The sequence below is a fragment of the Pseudomonadota bacterium genome (genome assembly GCA_018817425.1).
Lineage (GTDB): Bacteria > Desulfobacterota > Desulfobacteria > Desulfobacterales > RPRI01 > RPRI01.
Map to the genome: position 1 here is coordinate 1 of JAHITX010000004.1, position 21,585 is coordinate 21,585.

General features: G+C 38.5%; 14 protein-coding genes. 10 read left to right on the forward strand and 4 right to left on the reverse strand.

Annotated features, from left to right (window positions below):
- Positions 1-696 precede the first annotated feature (696 nt).
- The 10 genes from KKC46_00840 to KKC46_00885 all read left to right on the forward strand — a co-directional run bounded on the left by KKC46_00840 (position 697) and on the right by KKC46_00885 (position 16,102).
- Positions 697-924 carry a hypothetical protein gene (locus KKC46_00840; GenBank protein ID MBU1052359.1) on the forward strand — a complete coding sequence of 76 codons (228 nt, stop codon included), beginning with the start codon at positions 697-699 and terminating at the stop codon, positions 922-924.
- A 36-nt stretch (positions 925-960) separates the two neighbouring features.
- Positions 961-4,068 (forward strand): PAS domain S-box protein, encoded by a 3,108-nt coding sequence (locus KKC46_00845; GenBank protein MBU1052360.1) that lies wholly within the window; start codon positions 961-963, stop codon positions 4,066-4,068.
- A gap of 33 nt (positions 4,069-4,101) precedes the next feature.
- The gene (locus tag KKC46_00850) at positions 4,102-5,478 is read left to right on the forward strand and encodes a PAS domain S-box protein (GenBank protein ID MBU1052361.1); all 1,377 of its coding nucleotides are present in this window, start codon (positions 4,102-4,104) and stop codon (positions 5,476-5,478) included.
- 24 nt (positions 5,479-5,502) lie between these two features.
- Complete coding sequence (locus KKC46_00855) at positions 5,503-7,371, forward strand: response regulator (protein MBU1052362.1); 1,869 nt, start codon at positions 5,503-5,505, stop codon at positions 7,369-7,371.
- Complete coding sequence (locus KKC46_00860; protein MBU1052363.1) at positions 7,368-11,117, forward strand: response regulator; 3,750 nt, start codon at positions 7,368-7,370, stop codon at positions 11,115-11,117. The genes KKC46_00855 and KKC46_00860 overlap by 4 nt, the downstream gene beginning before the upstream one ends.
- Before the next feature lie 5 nt (positions 11,118-11,122).
- Complete coding sequence (locus KKC46_00865; protein MBU1052364.1) at positions 11,123-11,938, forward strand: protein-glutamate O-methyltransferase CheR; 816 nt, start codon at positions 11,123-11,125, stop codon at positions 11,936-11,938.
- 199 nt (positions 11,939-12,137) lie between these two features.
- Positions 12,138-12,704, forward strand: coding sequence for a chemotaxis protein CheB (locus tag KKC46_00870; GenBank protein ID MBU1052365.1), 567 nt, complete (start codon positions 12,138-12,140; stop codon positions 12,702-12,704).
- Between the two features lie 32 nt (positions 12,705-12,736).
- Positions 12,737-13,738 (forward strand): diguanylate cyclase, encoded by a 1,002-nt coding sequence (locus KKC46_00875; protein ID MBU1052366.1) that lies wholly within the window; start codon positions 12,737-12,739, stop codon positions 13,736-13,738.
- 121 nt (positions 13,739-13,859) lie between these two features.
- Positions 13,860-14,921, forward strand: coding sequence for a hypothetical protein (locus tag KKC46_00880; GenBank protein MBU1052367.1), 1,062 nt, complete (start codon positions 13,860-13,862; stop codon positions 14,919-14,921).
- Positions 14,922-15,265: 344 nt separating this feature from the next.
- Positions 15,266-16,102 carry a hypothetical protein gene (locus tag KKC46_00885; GenBank protein MBU1052368.1) on the forward strand — a complete coding sequence of 279 codons (837 nt, stop codon included), beginning with the start codon at positions 15,266-15,268 and terminating at the stop codon, positions 16,100-16,102.
- Positions 16,103-16,184: 82 nt separating this feature from the next.
- Here KKC46_00885 and KKC46_00890 read toward each other — a convergent pair whose 3' ends face one another.
- The 4 genes from KKC46_00890 to secF are packed head-to-tail and all read right to left on the reverse strand — an operon-like array spanning position 16,185 to position 21,566.
- Positions 16,185-17,027, reverse strand: coding sequence for an MBL fold metallo-hydrolase (locus tag KKC46_00890; GenBank protein ID MBU1052369.1), 843 nt, complete (start codon positions 17,025-17,027; stop codon positions 16,185-16,187).
- A gap of 24 nt (positions 17,028-17,051) precedes the next feature.
- Positions 17,052-19,322: a type I DNA topoisomerase gene (gene topA, locus KKC46_00895; protein MBU1052370.1), complete on the reverse strand. Its 2,271-nt coding sequence runs from the start codon at positions 19,320-19,322 to the stop codon at positions 17,052-17,054.
- Between the two features lie 36 nt (positions 19,323-19,358).
- Complete coding sequence (gene dprA, locus KKC46_00900; protein ID MBU1052371.1) at positions 19,359-20,465, reverse strand: DNA-processing protein DprA; 1,107 nt, start codon at positions 20,463-20,465, stop codon at positions 19,359-19,361.
- Positions 20,466-20,525: 60 nt separating this feature from the next.
- Positions 20,526-21,566 (reverse strand): protein translocase subunit SecF, encoded by a 1,041-nt coding sequence (gene secF, locus KKC46_00905; GenBank protein ID MBU1052372.1) that lies wholly within the window; start codon positions 21,564-21,566, stop codon positions 20,526-20,528.
- Positions 21,567-21,585: the final 19 nt, after the last annotated feature.

The following is a 21,585-nucleotide window of genomic DNA, read 5'->3' on the forward strand; positions in this document are numbered from 1 at the left end:
CGCATTTGGAATTCACATGATCTCCACGTAGATAAATCAACATCAATTCCCCCTTAACAAAGGGGGCAAGGGGGTTGTTTAGTTCGCAGACTCCAATGCCCATAGTCGTTTCATATCATACAGTATCCTACATTCTTGATAGAACCTCCAATTTCGGGTTGCACAATATTTTATTACAACCCCCTTGATCCCCCTTTTTTAAGGGGGAATCTGTCAGGGTAACCGCATTTGGATTTTTCATACACTCTGTTTTGATTAATTTACTGTTTGTTGAGAAAATAGAAAGCAGAATCAACACCTTTTGTCATTCCTGCGAAGTCAGGACACGCAGTGAAATTAGCACTATCCAGTAATTACATTGGGTTCTGGATACCGGATCAAGTCCGGCATGACGGTTTAAGTTGTTTGTACATAACCATTATTTCTAAATGCGGTTACCCTGGCATTTTTATTTTATTTCATATTGTTAAAAACATTATTGATTATTGTCTTTCAACCATAATACTTTATCAATTCTTTCTATGCCGATATATCTAATAATAAAAATATTATTCCACCGCAAATTATCGTATCTTATATTAATTGTTTGACATATTGAGCATAAATGTTAAAAAGAATATAATATAGTTCAAAAAGCATCAACGGATACTGCGCCGGGAACGACCTTGGTTTAACCTTTGGTTTTTGGAGGGCATTATGAAACCGGAAATGCAAACGGAAAAGATTTTTGTACTGCCCCAAGCTTCTTCTATCCTCAGTCTTGTAAAAGCTCTTACATCAAAGTACAAGCTCACAATCGCTGAAGAAGCCGTTGCCCAAAGTCACAAAGAGGCGCAATTCTACGCCGAAATTATACATAAATCCTCCCGGCCGGTATGCTATGCCGATAGAGATGATACATTACCAAAACCTGATAATTGTTAACTGTCAACTGATAACCGTCAACTGATAACTGATACCATGAACCTGAAAACACCCTTAGAAAATACTTCCGCACAGCAAAAATTTTCACCGCCCCGCTGGTCTGTGAAAGCGATTACGGTGGTCTTTATGTTTCTGGTTCTTGCTGTAGTAATTCCAGGATATTTTGATATAAAACGCCAGTTTTCAGAAGCAAGAGAAGCGGCACAAATAGAAATTTCTGCAGTAGCCGATCTTAAAGTCAGTCAGATTGAAAGCTGGCATAAGAGTTTTTTAAGAGATGCCGGCGTTATTTCAAACAATTTCATAATCCGGGAAAAAGCTCTGCAACTGCTATCGGGTTCAAAAGATACTACCCTTAGGCAGGAATTGCTTGAATGGATGGGAAACCGGCAGAAATATCATGAATACAGGCAGATGGTTCTTTTTGACTCAAAAGGAGTTCCGCTGCTATCTGTTCCAAAAGGTTTAGCTGTTGATAATATTTCGCACAACAAATATTTCAGTGCTGCCTTGCAATCCGATACTATTATGCCTATAGATTTGCATAGAGGGCACGATGACTGGCAATATATCCATCTCGGCATATATATTCCGGTAGGAATCAAACAGGGTGCAGGCGGTATGGCAAAAGGAACCTGGATGATACAGATCGATCCTTACAAGCTCTTGTATCCCCTGATTCAAACATGGCCCTCTGCCAGATACAGCGCCGAAACTCTTCTTGTGAAACGCGAAGGCAATGATATCCTGTTTTTAAATGAACTTCGTCACCGGAAAAACACGGCCCTTAATTTGCGGATACCTTTTGATACTAAGAAAAATCTTCCTGCTGCTATTGCCATATCAGGGCAAAAAGGACTTGTAGAGGGAATTGACTACCGCAATGTGCCGGTGCTTGCAGAGGTGCGAAGCATTCCGGGAACAAACTGGTTCATGGTAGCAAAGATCGACCGGGAGGAAATCTATGCCATTGTGCGCAGACATGCCTGGAAAAATGGTGCGATAGTGCTTGCCCTGCTTTTTTCCTGTTTATTTGCTGCAGGTTTTGTATTGAAACGGCGAAATAACCAGATTCTCAGGCAGCAGCTTGCATCCGAACAGGAGCGACGCATCACAGCAGAAGCACTTAATGAAAGCAGGCAGGAAGCTGCTTTTTTTGCAAATTTACTTGAAAAATCTTCTCAGCCTTTTTGCGTAAGATATCCTGACGGTCACATTGGTTTATTCAACAATGCTTTTGCAAGCCTCATTGGTTACAGCAGGGAAGAGATCGAAAATACAAAACAACCTTACCATTTCACAAATCCGGAATGGCTTGAAACCGAAGTAACAGTGCTTAAAAAGTTACGAAGTTCAGAAAAACCCATCCGTTATACAAAAGAATATATTCGTAAAGACGGCTCCCTTATTCCTGTTGAATTATTAGTTCATATTGTAAGTGATAAAAAAGGACTGCCGGAATACTACTATGCCTTTATTAGCGATATTTCCGAACGCAAAGCTGCGGAAAAGGCTTTGCGCGATAGTAAAAATAGGCTGCAACTGGCATTAAGAAGTGCTGATTTTGGCGTCTATAATTTAAACTTAATAACCGGCAAAGCAACTACCGATTCCGAATACGATACCATGACGGGTATAGGCTCTTTTGATATATTAGAAACAGTTGGCGAGTTTTTTGAAAAAATCCATCCTGACGACATCCAAAAAGTTTCGAAAATGTATGAAGCATGCATTAAAGAAGAAGTTCCGATTTTCAGAGTTGAATTCAGATTGCGGTCAAAATCCGGGGAATGGGTATGGATTCTTTCTGTAGGCAAGATTGTTGAATGGGACAGCGAGGGCCACCCGACAGAAATGATAGGTATACACGGAGATATTACTGCACAAAAACTAACGGAGGAAAACCTCCGGAAAAGTGAAAGTCTTCTTAAAGAAACCCAGAAAATAAGCAATATCGGAGGATGGGAGTATGATATAGAAAACAGGACTATGTTATGGAGTGATGAAGTTTATAATATTCACGGCGTATCAAAAGAATACGATCCGGGCAACCCTGACTTTGAAACGAAGTTTTACTTACCTGAAGACCAGGGAATACTTAACGAAGCATTCCGCCGGGCTCTTGAAAATGGCGAATCCTATGATCTTACCATACGCTCAATAAAGGCGGATGGAACATTGATATGGGTCTGGACAACCGGGCAGGCCGAACGCAAAGGAGGCAAGATAGCCCGTGTGTTCGGCAATATAATGGATATAACTAAGCAAAAGCTGGCAGAAGAAAAAATGCTTGCCGCCAATGAAGAAATACAGAAACTGCTTGAGGATGCCGAAGAATCACGCCATGTGCTGTTAAGTATTGTAGAAGATCAGAAAGAATCCCAGAGGCAGATCCAGAAATTAAATGCCGGGCTGGAAAAACGTGTGCAGGAGCGCACTGCCCGGCTTGAGGAAGTAATCAAGGAGCTTGAGTCCTTCAGTTATTCTGTTTCTCATGATTTAAGATCACCACTGCAACATATAACAGGCTTTGCGCAACTGCTTGATAAACGCATAAATCAATCGCTTGATGAAAAAAGCAGGCACTATCTGGAAATTATCAAGGATTCGGCAGCCAGGATGGGAGCGCTTATTGATGATCTTCTGTCTTTTTCACGCATGGGACGCACTGAAATGATGAAAAAGAATGTAAATATCGGCAGCCTTGTCAGCGAAGTGATAAATGATTTTAAAATTGAAACAAAAGCAAGAAATATCGAATGGAAAATCAGCAATCTCCCCGATGTTACCGGAGATCCTGCCATGTTAAAGCAGGTATTTGTAAATCTTATATCGAATGCTTTAAAATTTACCAGGGAAAGAAACATGGCTATTATAGAAATCGGAAGTATGCCCGATATTAATGATGAAATATGTATTTATGTTAAAGATAATGGCGCTGGTTTTGATATGAAATATGTAGATAAACTTTTCGGCGTTTTCCAGCGTCTGCACCGGGATGAGGAATTTGAAGGCACTGGCATAGGGCTTGCAAATGTTCGCAGGATAATACACCGGCATGGAGGAAGAACCTGGGCTATAGGAGCCGTGGATATGGGGGCTACTTTATATTTTAGTTTGCCGGGTCAACAGGGATCGGTGTGAGAAAGTAAGATTGATGCTTAACCAAAGACTATTATGAAACAAAATTTACATATTCTGAATCTTGAAGACAGTTTGCTTGATACTGAGCTGATAAAGGAAACTCTTTCTGCTGCAGGAATTGAGTATGAAATTATTCGTGTGGATAATGAAAAAGACTTTCTTTCTGCAATAGAAAACCACAATTTGGACCTGATTCTTGCAGATTTTACACTCCCTGCATTTGACGGACTGTCTGCGCTTTCTATTGCTCTGAAAAGATGTCCTGATGTACCGTTCATTTTTGTCACCGGTACGATGGGTGAGGAAATTGCCGTTGAATCGTTAAAAAGCGGCGCAACTGATTATGTGAATAAAGGAGGACTTTACAGGCTTGAACAGGCAGTTAAAAGAGCTTTGAAGGAATCGGAGTTAAAAATAAAGCGAAAGCAAAGTGAAAATGCATTGAAAGAATCCGAGGAAAAATACCGGGAGCTTGTCGAAAACATCACCAATATTATTTATACGGTAGATACCAAAGGGATTGTTACCTATATCAGTCCTTCTGTGCTTTTTTTGACAGGATATAGTCAGGAAGAAATTACCGGCCATTCATTATTTATGCTTATCTGTCCGGATGATCTCCCCTTTATTGAGAAGCAGTTTGACAAAAGGCTGTCAAAACATCTTGAACCGAGTGAATACAGGATTGTTAAAAAAACAGGGGAAACAATATGGATAAGTTCGTCAAGCCGCTCGATAATCAAAGATAATAAAATTGTCGGCTTACGCGGTCTGATTGTCAATATAGATGAAGACAAAAAATTTAAAGAAAGCCTTAAAGAAAGCCTTAAAAGGCTGCAAAAAGCCACTAAAGGCATTATTCAAACCATGGCATTAACGATAGAAACCCGCGATCCTTATACAGCCGGGCATCAGAGGCGTGTGGCCAAACTTGCGGAGGCAATTGCTTCAGAAATGAATTTACCAATGCAGCAGATAGAGGGAATCGGCATGGCAGGATCAATACATGATATAGGCAAGTTGTCGATTCCTGCCGATATTTTGAGCAAACCAACCAAATTAAATGAACTTGAATACCAGCTTATAAAGATTCACCCGGAAGCCGGTTATAATATTTTAAAAGAAATAGAATTCCCCTGGCCGGTTGCACAAATTATTTTACAACATCACGAAAGGTTGGATGGTTCAGGCTATCCAAATGGCCTTAAAGGCGAGGATATTCTTATGGAAACACGGATATTGAGTGTTGCCGATGTTGTAGAAGCCATAGCATCCCACCGCCCTTACCGTCCGGCTCTGGGAGTTGGCAAAGCTCTTGAGGAAATCTCAGGGGAAAAAGGTATTCTTTATGATCCGGCAGTTGTGGATGCCTGTCTTAAGACTTTTAATGAAAAGGGGTTTGAGTTTTAACTTTTTTGTTTAAGAGGTTGGCCGATGGAAAATATGACAACTGAGAAATCAAATGGTAAAGCAGGGCGTGTTTTGGTCTTGGATGACGAAATCGGAATGATGGAACCTCTTTGTAAATTGCTAATTGAAGAGGGTTATGAAGCAGTGGGTTTTTGCAAAAGCGCAGAAGCTTTAGAATCTCTTAAAAAACAGGAATTCGATCTGCTCATAACCGATTTGATGATGCCGGGAGTCAGTGGAATAGATATTCTGCGTGCAGGACTTGAAATTGATCCTAATCTTGTCTGCATTGTAATGACAGGATATGGAACTATACAAACTGCTGTTGAAGCAATGAAGACGGGCGCTTTCGACTACATTCAGAAACCTTTCAGGCTGAAGAATCTTCTTCCTATACTTTCCCGTGCTATGCAGATGCGCAGTTTGCGAACAGAAAACATGCAATTGCGTGAAACTGTTGCTATTCATGAACTGGGAAAAGCTATAGCTTTTTCTTCCGATCTGGATTCAATTATGAATAGAGTAGCCGATGCTGCTCTTTTGCAGTGTTTGGCAGATGAAGTTTCCATCATGCTGCCAACAGCAGACGGTAAAGCGCTTTATGTTGCTATTGTACGCGGTAATGGAAGTACGGAAAAAATCGGGGTGCAGATACCTTTGGAGCAAGGAATTGCCGGCTGGGTGGCACGCAACCTGGAGCCCCTGGTGTTGCGGGGAGAAGTTAATGACCCGCGTGTTACGCCCTTCATGCCGCGCAGCGACATTCAAACTTCTGTTTCCATGCCAATGATGTCAAGCGGCAAACTAGTCGGTGTGCTGAATGTGAATATTACAAAAAACCACCGCCATTTCACGTTGGGGCAGTTGAATGTGCTTGGTATTCTTGTCAGCATTATTTCCCCTATTCTGGAAAGAACTCAACTTTATATACAGTTACGTGAAGGTGAGAAAAAATACCGTTCGATTTTTGAAAATATACTTGACGGAATCTATCAGCGTTTGCCCGATGGGAAAATAATTTCTGCCAATCCCGCCCTTGCCCGTGTGTTTGGTTACGATTCTCCCCAGGATCTGATGACAAATATTACGGATATTTGCCTTCAGATATATATTAACCCTGATGATTATGCCAAGTTTAGTCGTATTATGGAAAGCCATGGTGAAGTCAGGGATTTTGAATATCCTGTCTATCGCAAAGATAAAACTAAAGCCTGGGTATCAGAAAATGCGCGTGCCGTAAGAGATGAAAACGGTGTTTTGCTATACTATGAGGGTATTCTTTCCGACATAAGCAAACGTAAACAGGCGGAGGAACGGCTGATACAAAATGTAGAAGATACCGTCCGTGCAATGGCTATGATCGTGGAAAACCGGGATATGTATACAGCCGGCCACCAGGAAAGGACAACAAGTCTGGCTGTAGCTATTGCAAAGGAGATGCAACTAACCGAAGTGCAGATCAAGGGACTGAGAATGGCTGGCATTATACATGATATCGGCAAACTGAATGTTCCATCGGAAATTCTTACCAAACCATCACAACTGAACAATATCGAATTTGAACTTGTAAAAATGCATGCTGTAGCCGGTTATAAAATACTTGAAACTATAGATTTCCCTTATCCTGTGGCTCAAATCGTTTATCAACATCACGAGAGAATAAACGGTTCAGGATATCCTCAGGGCCTTAAAGAGGAGAACACTCTTCTTGAGTCACGAATACTTGCTGTAGCTGATGTGGTGGAGGCCATAGCTTCACACCGTCCTTACCGCCCTGCGTTAGGAATTGATATAGCACTGGATGAAATTTCCGAAAAAAAAGGTATCCTTTATGATACGGCAGCTGTTGATGCCTGCCTTAAACTTTTTAATGAAGAGAGATTTAAGCTATGATATTTTCAACAAAAGATTCCATCGGCAAAAAAATTTATGCGTTTATCATCTCTACTATTGCGGCTTTTGTATTGTTCTTTGCTGTTTCGGCTTTTTTGATGGTGTTGATTAATATGGTAGGAACTATAATGAGTGCCGAACACAAAACTGAGATTCAATATTCTGATGCAATCTCGTTGTTTCGGGAATATTTACTGAAACAAAGGGATGACCCTTCTGATCTGGTGGATGAAACGGCAGTTTTAACATACAATGACTTTACAAAGCATCTTAACAGCTCTATAGCCGGAACAATGGCTATCACGGATTTAGTGAAAGCAACAAAAACAACATCTTTAGACGATATTGCCGGAAGAGTTTCCGAAAGCTTTGAGACACTAAATTATAACAAAGCCAAAGCTATGGTGATAGTGGCAACTCTTATTCCTCAAACTCAACTGAGAAAAAAAATCGCTAATACTTCATCAGAATCTTTGAAGAATATGCAACAGATTCTAATGTTAGCGGAACAATTTTATAAAACAGATGAATTCAATATGAGAAAAAATTGGCAGTTAGTGCAAATATTTAATCTTGACAGGAAAAATAAAGCGCTTTTTACTGAATACACTACTGAAATCAGTGCTTTTTCATCGTGGATCGTTTCGGCTTCTTTATGGATCTTTTTTGTATTGGCCGGAATATTAGTTGCCATAAATACTTTTATCGGAATTAAAATAGTGCGTTCCATAACAACTCCTCTTATGGAGTTAACAAAAAGCGCTAAAAAAATTGCTGCCGGTGATTTTACTCAGGAAGAGATTGCTTCAAAATCAAGTGACGAAATAGGGATTCTAACGCTTGCTTTTAATAATATGACCCGTGCATTAAAAGATAACAAGCACTTTGAACAGGAACAGAATTGGTTAAAAGCCGGCAAGGCTGAATTGGGCGAGAGAATTCGTGGCGAACAGGATCTTGCCAAGCTATCCCAAAAAATTATCGACTATCTTTGCACCCGCCTGGATGCAAAAATCGGTGCGCTCTATCTGGTCCGAGACAAAGATATGCTTCAGTTAACTGCCGGCTATGCCTATAAAAAAAGAAAAGAAATTCCCGATGAGTTTAAATTCGGCGAAGGTCTGGTTGGGCAAGCTGCTATAGAAAAGAAAAGCATTACCATAAATAATGTTCCGGATGATTATATAAAAATAAATTCAGGCCTGGGTGAATCCGCTCCCCGCAACATCCTGTTTGCACCCTTTTTCTATGAAGATAAACTTAAAGGGGTAATAGAGATTGGTTCTTTTCAGGAATTTACCGACATGCAGAAGGATTTTCTTGATCAGGCAGGCAATGGGATTGCGATTTCCATCTATGCCTGCGAAGCTTATATCCGTACCCGTAAACTTCTGGAAGAAACCCAGGCGCAGTCTTCCGAGCTGAAGGTCCAGCAGGAGGAACTCCAACAGGTAAATCAGGAACTTGAGGAACAGGCACTGGCTTTAACAGAATCTGAAGATAAATTGAAGGATCAGAAGAAAGCTTTGGAAGAGATGAATGTTGATCTTGAAGAGAACGCACTGTTGCTCGAAGCACAAAAAGAAAATGTCAGGAAGAAGAATGTTGAGTTGGAAGAAGCGAAAAGGCTGATTGAATTAAAGGCAAGAGATCTGGAGGTTACAAGTAAATATAAATCGGATTTTCTATCAAACATGTCGCATGAGCTGAGAACGCCGCTAAACAGTATTCTTATTCTCTCAAAACTGCTTTCTGAAAACAAGAAGGGGAATCTTGATCAGAAAAACGTTGAATTTGTTCAAACTATCCATGATGCCGGAGCAGACCTCTTAAAACTTATCAATGAGGCATTGGACCTTGCTAAAGTTGAATCCGGAAAGATGGAATGTGTTTTTGAGCATATGAAAATAGAGGATTTAAGTGACACCTTAAAGCGATACTTTATGGCAATTGCTGAGGAAAAAGGATTGACTTTTACAATAAAAAAGGAAGATGGGGTTCCTCCCGGTTTTATTACCGACAGGCAAAAGATTGAACAGATTGCAAAAAATCTTCTTTCCAATTCTTTTAAGTTTACCGAACAGGGAGCTGTTACTCTTGATATTTTCCGTCCCGGTAATGATGTTGATCTTTCACAAATGGGCCTTGACAATAAAAAAACCATTGCGTTCTCTGTTTCAGATACAGGCATAGGAATTCCTGAAGACAAGAAACAATCAATTTTTGAAGCATTTCAACAGGCAGACGGTACCACATCCAGAAAATACGGAGGCACAGGTCTGGGGCTCACTATTTCAAGAAAAATGGCAACGCTGCTTGGAGGCGAAATTATGCTTGAAAGCACGGAAGGAAAGGGTACGGTGTTTACTCTATATCTTCCGGAAAACCCCAAAAAACAAGAAGCTAAGGACAGAACCAAAGAATCGGATGTAAGGGCTTTTCCGATAAAGTCACCTGATATAAGCCCGGCCGATGAGGCAGAGAAAAGAAGAACCAATCAACAAACCGAACCCATACAAACAGAACTGGAATCTATAAAAGATGATAGAATAAAGATTACATCAGAAGATAAATCAATATTAATTATTGAAGATGATTCAAAATTTGCAGAAGTTTTGCTGGATCTTGCCCGTGAAAGAGGCTTCAAAGGATTAATTGCAGGTTCCGGTGAAACAGGCCTGCATTTTGCGGATTATTATAAACCGAATGCTATTATCTTAGACATCGGTTTGCCGGGGATGGACGGTTTAAGCCTGATGGAAAGATTAAAAGAAAACGCTGTAACCCGGCATATACCCGTTCATTTCATCTCTGCTTCTGATGATAAAAGCCATATTGCAAAAAAAATGGGGGCAATAGGATTTCTTGTCAAGCCAGTGTCTATAGAGGATATTGATTCTGCTTTTGGAAAGATAGAAAATATTATTACAAAAAAGGTGGGGCATCTTCTGATTGTAGAAGATAATGGCATAGAACGAAAGAATATCGTAGAGTTGCTTGATGGGAAAGATGTCCGTATAGAAATTGCCGAAGCCGGAGATAAAGCTTATGAATTATTAAGGACAGGAGCATTCGATTGTGTCATACTTGATCTTGATTTAAAGGATTTTTCCGGACCAGCTCTTATAGAAAAGATTAAAAGCGATAAAAGCATAAAGGATATTCCGGTTATTATCTATACCGGCAAAGAATTTTCACGTGAAGATGAGGTTGCTTTGCAAAGGCAGGCCGGAGCAATTATTATAAAAGGCGAGAAATCCTATGAAAGACTTCTTAATGAAACAACCCTGTTTTTGCATAGGGTGGAAAAGGATCTTCCGGAACAAAAACAAAAGATGATCCGCATGGTTCATGATAAGGAATCGGTATTTAAAAACAAAAAAGTCCTCATTGTAGATGATGATATGCGAAATGTTTTTGCAGTATCAAATATTCTTGAGGAAAAAGGGATGGAAGTAATTGTGGGTAAAAATGGCAGGGAAGGACTGGATCGCTTAAGTGATAATCCTGAAACCGATCTTGTCTTGATGGATATAATGATGCCCGAAATGGACGGATATGAAGCAATGGGGGAGATCAGAAAGCAAGACAGGTTTAAATCTTTGCCGATTATTGCGCTTACGGCTAAAGCTATGACCGGCGAAAGGAATAAGTGCATAGAAGCCGGAGCAAGTGATTATCTGGCAAAGCCGTTTGAAATTGAGAAATTACTCTCTCTTATGCGGGTGTGGTTGTATAAGAATTGAAACCCATGGAAAGTGAAAATATTGAGATAAAACTTCTTATAGAAGCAATTTATCTGAAATATGGCTATGATTTCAGAAATTACTCAATGGCTTCCATTAAACGGAGACTAGTCCACAGGCTAACAGCTTCAGGGCTTCAAAGCCTTTCTGCGATGCAGCATAAACTTTTATATGACACTATATTTTTTGAAACCCTGCTATTGGATCTTTCTATAAATGTAACTGAAATGTTCCGTGATCCTTCATTCTACTTAGCGCTTAGAACAGAAGTGATACCGGCTTTAAAAACATATCCGTTTATAAGAGTATGGAATGCCGGATGTTCATCAGGTGAAGAGGTTTATTCTATGGCCATTCTGCTTAAAGAAGAGGCTATTTATAAAAGAACACAGATTTACGCAACTGATTTTAATGAGGTTATCCTCAGTAAGGCAAGAGATGGTATATTTCCAATTGATAATATGAAAAAATATACTTCCAACTATATAAAAGCCGGTGGTAAACAATCGTTTTCCGACTACTATACTGCAAAATACGATTCTGCGATAATGGAGAAGGATCTGAAAGCAAATGTAGTATTTGCCGACCATAATCTGGTAACAGATGGGGTATTCGGTGAAATGAATTTGATTATGTGCAGAAATGTTCTTATCTATTTTGATAAGACATTGCAGAATCGCGTTTTAAACCTTTTCCATGAAAGCCTTTGTCACGGAGGATTTCTTTGTTTGGGTTCAAAAGAGAGCATAAGATTTTCAGAATGTGCCGATAATTTTGAGAATGCGGTAGCAGGTGAAGCTATCTACAGAAAAAAATCATAACCCAGGTTCACGGTTCAGGGTTCAGGGTTAGAGAGCAAAATTTACGAGCAAGCCAGACGAACCCAGCCACCGTTCGTGGATTCATCAACTATTTCAAGAAATATGAAGGAGTCAAGGTAACCAACTGTGAACCGTGAACCTAAAAACCTTAAACAGTTATACCGCTTCAACAATAAGAAATATGAGTAAAGCTGAATTGATGAATAAATATAAAGCAGTTGTAATTGGAGCTTCAACCGGGGGAATTGAGGCCCTTGGTATCATTTTATCCTATTTGCCGGATGATTTTAATCAGGCAATAATTATTGTTTTGCATTTATCTCCACAATCAAAAGGGCTGCATCAAGTGTTAAGCAGGCAATGCCATATGAAAATAAAAGAAGCCGAAGAAAAAGAAAAAATTAAGAGTGGAGTAGTTTATACTGCTCCACCCAACTACCATTTGATGGTAGAGGAAGACGAAACATTTTCTTTGTCTGTTTCCGGACATATCAACTATGCGAGACCTTCGATTGATGTTTTGTTTGAAACTGCAGCAGATGCCTACAGAGAAAAGCTTATCGGTATTATTCTTACCGGAGCCAACAGTGACGGCAGCCAAGGCCTGCATAAAATAAAGGAATACGGAGGGCTTGTAATTGTCCAGGACCCATTTACTGCTGAGCGTGATTCAATGCCCATAGCTGCGATAGCAGTTTCCGAAATTGATTATATTTTAACTCTGGATAAAATTGGTTTGCTACTTGCCGATTTTATCAAACAGTAGCTGTCTGTAAGATAATAAAACGGAGAGTTGTTATGACTTTTAAGGAAAAAACAGACATACTTATTGTAGATGACAGGCCGGAGAATTTAATTGCTCTGGAAGCGTTGCTTGAGAATCCCGAATTAAATATTGTAAAGGCATCTTCAGGCAATGAAGCCCTTGGCCTTGTTTTGGAATACGACTTTGCTCTTATACTTCTTGATGTGCAGATGCCTGAAATGGACGGCTATGAAACTGCAAAGCTTATGCAGGGAATTAAAAGAAGTAAAAGCGTCCCTATAATTTTTTTGACTGCGATCAGTAAGGAGCAAAAATATTTATTGAGTGGTTATGAAGCAGGGGCTGTTGATTTTTTATTTAAGCCCATAGAACCGATTATCCTGATGAGCAAGGTGAAGATTTTCCTTGCATTGTATAATCAAAAAAGGCTTATTAATGAACAGTCACTTGAGCTAAAACAAAAAGTAGAAGAATTGCTGATAGTAAAAAAAGAACTTGAAAAAACTAACATCATACTACAGGATCTTTCTTCCCTGGACGGATTGACAGGAATTCCAAACCGTCGTCATTTTGATGATTTTGTTGATAAGGAATGGAGAAACGCTATTCGGGAGAGAACACCTTTGTCATTTGTTATGATAGATATAGACCATTTTAAGCCTTATAATGATAATTATGGCCATCAGGCTGGTGATGAGTGCCTCAAGCTGGTAGGAAGAGTTTTAAAAGAAGCTTCTAAAAGACCGAGAGATCTTATTGCGCGTTACGGAGGTGAAGAGTTCATTGCTGTGCTTTCTGATACAGATGCTAATGCCGCAATGGTAGTTGCGGAAAGACTAAGATTGTCAATAAAGGATTTGAATATGCCTCATGAATATTCTCCTGTAGCAAAAATAGTTACTGTAAGTATGGGAGTTGCGGGAGGAGTCCCAGCGCAGGATTCATTATATGGTTCATTTATAACAATGGCAGATAAGGCTCTTTATCAGGCAAAAGAAGAAGGGCGTAATCAGATTAAACTTTTTACAAACTAATAAGAATAATAGTTTCGGCTTATTTCCAAGATTTGTTTTTGCTTTATTATTAGCATTGACTGTAACCTTAAACAATGCTATAAACCACCTATATAAAAACAAAATATCAGGAGAATAAATTGTGACTTTCTGGAGCGTAAGAGAAGCGTTAAGTCAGGCTAATAAGTTGAGACGCTCATATTATGAGTTGTTAAGAGATGACCTTGATCAGTTTTTGCTCCAATATGCTCTTGTTGATTCCTATAATAATTTTCTAAGTAAAAATACAGACTATCCTTTCGTTGAAAAACGCGAACTAAAACCACGCGCCCGAGTAACCGACATAGAGTATGCATCTCAGAATACTTTTCTTATATTATTTGTTGAAGACTCAATATCTGCGGACCATAAAAAATATATCAGTTTCTATGATATAAATAAAACGACTAAAGATAATATTATAAAGTCAAAAACTTTGCCGCTTACCTGTAAATTTGACAGAACCCAAAAATTTTTTGATTCGGCGCGTTTCTTTGATTTTACCCAAATGCTTCTTCCCGTTGATTATGCCCTTCTAATTCAAAGGGACCCTGCAAGCAGAATAAATGACAGATATATCCTGTCGCATTTTCATGTACGAATAGATTGGCCTGTGATGGAAGCAGCTGAAAATCTTGCAAGCAACCTCCGTTATATTTCAAAGGATATTTATGAAAAAGGAGATAAGTACGCAGAAGATATCCAGAAAAAATTTTATGAATATTATGCTCTTCCTGTAATGGCAGGAGGCAGAAGAACTGCCGCGATAGTGGCTGCGCAGTACTTTAAAAGAATTCCCTGCATTACAACTGTTTATGTTGGAAGTAGCGGTTCAAGGGCGTTGATACGGATTTCAGAACGCGGGATTTCGAAAGCAATATTGATGAAGCTTGGTGATGATGAAATCAATCAGATTTCCACATCGAACTTTATTTCTCCTAATGTTTTCAAAAAGAATTATGTTGTGGCCAAAGATAAAAAGGATAGTATTTGTATATTCCAGGCAATTTATTCTTTCACTGATCATGCAAGACCACCGGATGATGGAAAGTTAAGAGAGTTAAGACCCGATCTTTACTGGCAGGCTGTTGAGGCTCAATATATTCTGCCGGTTCCGGGAGTATGGAAATATCCCCCTCTTTCTTATAATATCATTTATTCTTAATTGGTTCTTCAGTTTTAAACCACCGAGCTTATACAAACCAGCCCCAAATAACTTGCCAAACAATACATTATTGTAAATATATTGCAATAATATTACAATAATGTATTTCAGCAAATCATACATATCATATTAAATCAAATAGTTAAGCTTTGGCACGGTTATAGCTATATTAATGACAGAGCAAGAATACTAATCAAAAACCAAAATATTTATAAAGGGGGTGGGGGTAAAAGAAACGATTGATGTAAGAATTATTTTCATGTGTATATATGACTGTAAGCAAGAGTATTTTTGCATGGTAACAAAAAATATATTTATTATTTTAATTAGATTTGGAGGGAAAAATGAAAAAGTATTTATTATCGGCAGCTATATTATTTTTAATGATTACAGTGGTAACATCAATGGCGTATGCAGAAGAAGATGTGGTATCAGGAAGTGCTTCGGTTGGGATTTTTAACAAGTATGTCTTCAGGGGCTATGAATTAAGCAAGGATAGTGCAATCATCCAGCCTGCGCTGGAGGCTTCCTACAAAGGATTCAGTATGGCAATGTGGGGAAATATTGACACAAATGAAAATGCAACTCAGTCTTTTGCTCCCGACATAGATTCAACAACAGGAAAAAAAAGATATGATGAGGTTAATTTAAATGAAACTGACCTTACACTAAGCTATACTTATGAGATAGATAAACTTGCACTTACTGGCGGATATATCTTCTATGCTACAAGATATGTCGATCAAACTGAAGAAATATTTGTTTCAGCTACTTATGATATTCTTCTAAGCCCGACGCTTGCTATTTATAGGGATATCAATGAATATTCAGGAACATATATCAATTTTTCACTATCACATTCCATTCCGATCATTAAGGAGATTACCCTGGATCTGGGCGCTTCAGCCGGATATTTTGTAGGCGATTCCGATTATTGGAAAACATACGAAAGCTCAACAAGTGATTATACCGGTGAAAAATATAAGGCATTCCATGATGGTATGATTATGGCCGGGTTTACTATTCCCATTGCAAAACATGCTTCGATACAGCCTGTCGTTCAATATTGGTTTCCTCTTTCAAAAAGAGCTGACAGGGAGATTGACGGAAATTCATACAATATTAATGGAAAACTTGATGATACTTTAGTTTGTGGATTAAATGCTTCGATTGAATTCTAACACAATATATTATTATAAGAGATAACTCCTGCCCAAACGGGCGAAGTTATCTCTTATAGAGAAAGGACAAAAAGTATTGACATCAAATAGTTATAACTTTATCTATAGTAATGCCTTTATCGCCTTTTTTGACTGAAGCGGCAGCAACCACAGGGTCGTGTTCGAAAAATAAGATCCAGTTTTCCAATATAGCTTTAGAAAGAATTTCCTGTTTTTCATCAAGAATAGATAATGGTTCATTATCATATGCCATATGCCATGGAATCGGAATATGGGCTGAGGTAGGAATAAGATCGGCACAATAAAAAAGTGAATCTTCTTTTCCCTTTACAAGAGGATGTTGTTGTCCCGGAGTGTGGCCATTTGATATAAGAATTTCTATGCCATCAAATAACTCTGCCGGGCCATCAAGAATTACCAGGACGCCTGATTTTTCCAAAGGCAGAAAATTTTCTTCAAAATAACTTCCGGCTTCTTTTATGCCGGGATTTATGGCTGCTTCAAACTGGCTTTTTTGTATATAGTATTTTGCTGCAGGAAATGTCGGGACTATATCATTATCTATTATTATTGTTGAGCCTCCTGCATGATCAAAATGAAGGTGGGTTATAATTACATCGGTAATATCATCGCATGTCAGTTGATGTTTTGAAAGTATAGCCTTAATATCAGTTGTTTGATCATTAATTTTATAAATACTTTTCATTTTTTCCGATAATTTGCTTCCTGGCCCATTATCAACTAGGATATTTTTCCCGTTTCCCTGTATTAAAAGAGATCTTGCTTTCATGGGGATAAAATTATTTTTGTCAGCCGGTATTTTCTTTTCCCATAAAATTTTTGGAACAACACCAAACATAGCGCCACCATCTAAAACAAAATCTCCTAGTTCGATTGAAAAGCAATCATAATTACCAAATTTCATACCGGTCCTCCAATAACAATTTACTCATATATTTTCTTTGTAACCACAATCTTGCACTATACAGTATAAAACCGTGCCGCTTTTTTTTGTGGTTTTTTCAAGAAGAAAGTTCGCACCGCATGAGGGACATTTTTGTTCAACGGGTTTATCCCAGGTTGCATAAGTACATTCAGGATATCGGTTGCACCCATAAAAGAGCTTTCCTCTTTTCGATTTTTTCCCAACGATTTCACCGGTACATTTCTTTTCCGGACATTTAATTCCTGTATTGCTTGTTTGTCCGTCTGAATTTATTGATTGCGTGTTCTTGCAGTCAGGATAGCCGGAGCAGGCGAAGAAATCTCCGTATTTGCCGTGCTTTAACACCATGGGCTTTTGGCATTTATCACAAAACAAATCCGTAACTTCACTTTCAGGAACGTTTACAGGCGAAATTACCCCTTTTTCATCGCGATTATAATTTCTGGAATAAGAACATTTCGGATAAGCGCTACAGGCAAGAAAATGGCCGTTTTTCCCAACTTTAATTTTTAGTTCGTTATCACATTCCGGACATTTCAGGCCTGTAGGAAAACCCACTCCTTTAATGCTCAACATATCTTCAGAAGCCTTATCAAGCTCAATTTTAAAAGGTGTATAAAAACTGCTGAGAACATCAAGCATTTTTACTTCCTTACCTTCTATCCGATCAAGGTCATCTTCCATTTTGGCAGTAAAATCAACATTAACTATATTCGAAAAGCTTTCTACCAAAAGATCATTTACTATAAATCCAAGTTCACTTGGCTTAAAATAGCCTTTTATGAAATCAACGTAGCCTTTATCCCTTATGGTTGAAAGAATCGCAGCATATGTGCTGGGGCGTCCGATACCATTTTCTTCAAGTTCTTTTACAAGAGACGCTTCGGAAAATCTTGGAGGAGGTTGCGTGAAGTGCTGTTTAGGATCAAGTTTGTTTAAATTTATAACCATACCCTCTGAAATATCGGGAAGCATTTTTTTCTTTTCTTCTTCTTCCTGTTCATCATCTGCGGTCAAATAAAGAGACATAAAACCGGGGAATTTGACGCTTGATCCGCTTGCATTAAAAGTATACGGGCCAGCAGATACGGATACGGTTACTTTGTCTATTATGGCCTGAGTCATCTGCGATGCTACAAAGCGTTTCCAGATAAGAGTATATAGCTCAAGCTGTTCTTTAGAAAGGTAAGGTGCAACTTTTTCCGGGGTATTGTAAACCGATGAAGGACGTATTGCTTCATGGGCATCCTGGACCTTTTTGGTATTTTTAAAAAACCTTGGTTCCTTAAGAGCATATTGTTCCCCAAAAGTATCTTTTATCAGCATTAATGCTTCTTCCGCCGATTCTTTGGATATTCTTGTTGAGTCGGTTCTCATGTAAGTTATCAATCCAACCGGTTCCCCGGGACCAAGATCTATTCCTTCGTAAAGCTGTTGGGCCACAACCATTGTTTTTTTAGCAGAGAATTTTAGTTTTGTAATAGCTTCCTGCTGTAGTTTACTTGTAATAAACGGTGGAAATGGGTTTCTTACGGTTGATTTTTTTTGAACTTTTTGAACGGTAAATAAAGTATTGCTTAATTCATTTACTATTTGCGATGAAGTTTCTTCATTTGGGATATCAATCTTTTTCCCGTTTTTCTTAACAAGTTTTGCGGTAAAGGCTGCTTTATCTTCTGTTTCAAGAAGAGCTGTTATTGACCAGTATTCCACAGAAATAAATGCATGTATTGCACGTTCTCTTTCACAGATTATGCGAAGTGCAACAGATTGAACGCGGCCGGCGCTTAATCCGCCTTTTACTTTTCTCCATAAAAGCGGTGAAATCTGGTATCCTACCAGCCTATCTAATATCCGGCGGGCCTGTTGCGCTTCATACTTGCTTTCATTGAGATTTTCAGGAGATGCAATTGCTGCAATAATGGCGTTTTTGGTAAGTTCGTGAAAAAGAACTCTATGAAATTTACGCCCTTTCTTTTTTAATATATCAGCAGTATGCCATGCAATTGCTTCACCTTCCCTGTCAGGATCAGGCGCAAGAAATATATCGGTAGCATCACCTGCTTCTTTTTTAAGGTTGGTTATTACTTTTTGTTTTCCCGGAATATTCACATATTCGGGTTGAAAACCTTCTTCTATATTTATTCCGATTTTTTTTGTCGGCAGATCCTTTATGTGTCCAACGGTTGAAACTATATTATAATCTTTGCCTATATATTTTTTTATTGTTCTGACTTTAGTTGGAGATTCAACAACTACAAGCGGTTTGTTCACTTAATATTCCTCACTAAATTTTTAACTTTATTTCAATTATGTTCTCAAAGAAAACAATTTTCCAGGTTCTTGTTTTATCAAGTCCTGCAATTCCAAAGTTAATAGTATGCTCAGGAGTTTTCCCGGCTGTATTTTTACTTTGCGGGCAAGTTCGTCTATATGGACAGGATACGATTCAAGAGCTTTTAATACCAGTAATTCATCGGAGTCTGGACGAATATTTTTATATGCAGTTTCTTTTTCTTCCTGTATTGTTATATCATTTGCAGGTGATAGTATATTTGAAAGCTCGTCTATGATATCTTTTACATTCTCAACCAGTTTGGCTCCCTGCTTTATTAATGTGTGAGTGCCTGTGCTTTTAAAAGACTGAATACTTCCCGGCACTGCAAACACTTCTCTGTTTTGTTCTGCCGCCAATCTCGCTGTAATCAGAGATCCGCTCCTTTTGGTGGCCTCAACTACAACGGTACCAAGTGAAATCCCGCTTATTATTCTGTTTCGTGCAGGAAAATTAAATGAATCAGGTTCTGCCATTAAAGGAAGTTCCGATATTACAGCACCGTTTTCCGAAATCATCTGAAACAGTTTTGTGTTTTGCTCAGGATAAATCCTGCAAAGACCGCTTCCAAGCACTGCTATTGTTTTGCCCTTACCGATTAAAGAACCTTCATGAGCGGCTGTATCTATTCCCCTTGCCATTCCGCTTACAACCGTTATGTTGTGGGAAACAAGATCTGAACAAAGTTTTTTTGTTATTGAAATACCATAGCCTGTTGCATTCCTTGAGCCTACAACAGCTATGTTTTTTGAAGAACTGTCAAGATTCCCGGAAACATATAGAAAAGGGGGCGGATCGGGTATTTCCAGAAGAAGTGGCGGATAATCCCTGTCCGACATGGTTACAATTCTAAAACCTTTATTTACTACAGCTTCTATTTCATTCTTAAAATTTTTATGCGCCTTATATTTTTTAATAGCAATTGCAAGCTTGTCTGATATGCCATCTATACTTGATAGTTCTTCACGGGAAGCTTTAAGCACTGCTTCAGGTGATTTGAAGTGATTAATTAATTTTTTAAAAAGATGATTTCCAATTCCAGGAACATTTTTTAAGGCAAACCATGGCAGAATATTATCCATAAAAATTTACTGTAATTTTATAATCATAATTTTTGGCAGATCAGAGCCTGTCACGCACATTTATTTTTTCTTTCTTTTTCCCGTCCATGCAATAAGGATAGGGCTTGCGACATATATTGAAGAATAGGTTCCGATTATTATTCCTACCAAAAGAGCAAAAGCGAAGTCATGAATAATTCCTCCGCCTAAAGCAAACAGTGCTATCACAACAACAAGGGTTAGCCCGGATGTGAGAAATGTTCGGCTTAAAGTCTCATTCACACTTTTGTTTATAATACCTGTAAGACTTATTTTTCTATTTTTTTTCAGATTCTCACGTATCCGGTCAAAAATAATAATGGTATCATTTAACGAGTATCCGATAATAGCAAGGATTGCTGCAACTATCGGAAGGTTAAATTCTTTATTAAAAAGTGAAAACATGCCTACGGTTATTATTACATCATGTACAAGAGCTACTATAGCGGCCATTGCGTATTTGAGATCCATCAGCCAGAAAAAAATGAATGTAACCAAAAGAGCAACACCGGTAATAATGACCATGTTGATTTTAAAAACCGAGAAAAAATATACCACACCCATAAGAGCTGCTGCAATGATTCCACTTGCCATCCATTTTAATTCAAACCGGCCGGATATGTAAATTGCAAGAAAAAGCAGAGAATAAAATATGGCAAGCAAGGCTTTATTCTGCAATTCCTTACCTACTTTCGGGCCGACAATTTCAACACGGCGTATTTCAGCAATTTGTCCTGTAGTGGATTTTAAACTTTGCTCTAATTTATCGGTAAACTCCTGGTTTGCCGTTACCGGGGTATCCGTTCTTATCAGATATTCATTATTTTTAACTTCTCCGAATGTCTGGACGGTTGATTTGCTGATATCAGCTGATTCAAGTCCGGCTTTAATTTGGCTTATTTCAACGGCTGTATCAAATTTTAACTGAAGAATTGATCCACCTAAAAAATCAATCCCGTAATTTAGCCCGCCATGAAATAATAAGGAAATAATGCTGATCAATATCAATAAGCCTGATACACTGAAAGCAATATACCGTCGACCAACAAAGTCAAATTTTGTATTTGGTTTTATTAACCGCATTTATTAACCGCCCCTTGTT

Bases quoted from the DNA above. Each gene is read 5' to 3' on its own strand.
- KKC46_00840 (MBU1052359.1), top strand. From the start codon at position 697: ATGAAACCGGAAATGCAAACGGAAAAGATTTTTGTACTGCCCCAAGCT.
- KKC46_00845 (MBU1052360.1), top strand. From the start codon at position 961: ATGAACCTGAAAACACCCTTAGAAAATACTTCCGCACAGCAAAAATTT.
- KKC46_00850 (MBU1052361.1), top strand. From the start codon at position 4,102: ATGAAACAAAATTTACATATTCTGAATCTTGAAGACAGTTTGCTTGAT.
- KKC46_00855 (MBU1052362.1), top strand. From the start codon at position 5,503: ATGGAAAATATGACAACTGAGAAATCAAATGGTAAAGCAGGGCGTGTT.
- KKC46_00860 (MBU1052363.1), top strand. From the start codon at position 7,368: ATGATATTTTCAACAAAAGATTCCATCGGCAAAAAAATTTATGCGTTT.
- KKC46_00865 (MBU1052364.1), top strand. From the start codon at position 11,123: ATGGAAAGTGAAAATATTGAGATAAAACTTCTTATAGAAGCAATTTAT.
- KKC46_00870 (MBU1052365.1), top strand. From the start codon at position 12,138: ATGAATAAATATAAAGCAGTTGTAATTGGAGCTTCAACCGGGGGAATT.
- KKC46_00875 (MBU1052366.1), top strand. From the start codon at position 12,737: ATGACTTTTAAGGAAAAAACAGACATACTTATTGTAGATGACAGGCCG.
- KKC46_00885 (MBU1052368.1), top strand. From the start codon at position 15,266: ATGAAAAAGTATTTATTATCGGCAGCTATATTATTTTTAATGATTACA.
- KKC46_00890 (MBU1052369.1), bottom strand. From the start codon at position 17,027: ATGAAATTTGGTAATTATGATTGCTTTTCAATCGAACTAGGAGATTTT.
- dprA (MBU1052371.1), bottom strand. From the start codon at position 20,465: ATGGATAATATTCTGCCATGGTTTGCCTTAAAAAATGTTCCTGGAATT.
- secF (MBU1052372.1), bottom strand. From the start codon at position 21,566: ATGCGGTTAATAAAACCAAATACAAAATTTGACTTTGTTGGTCGACGG.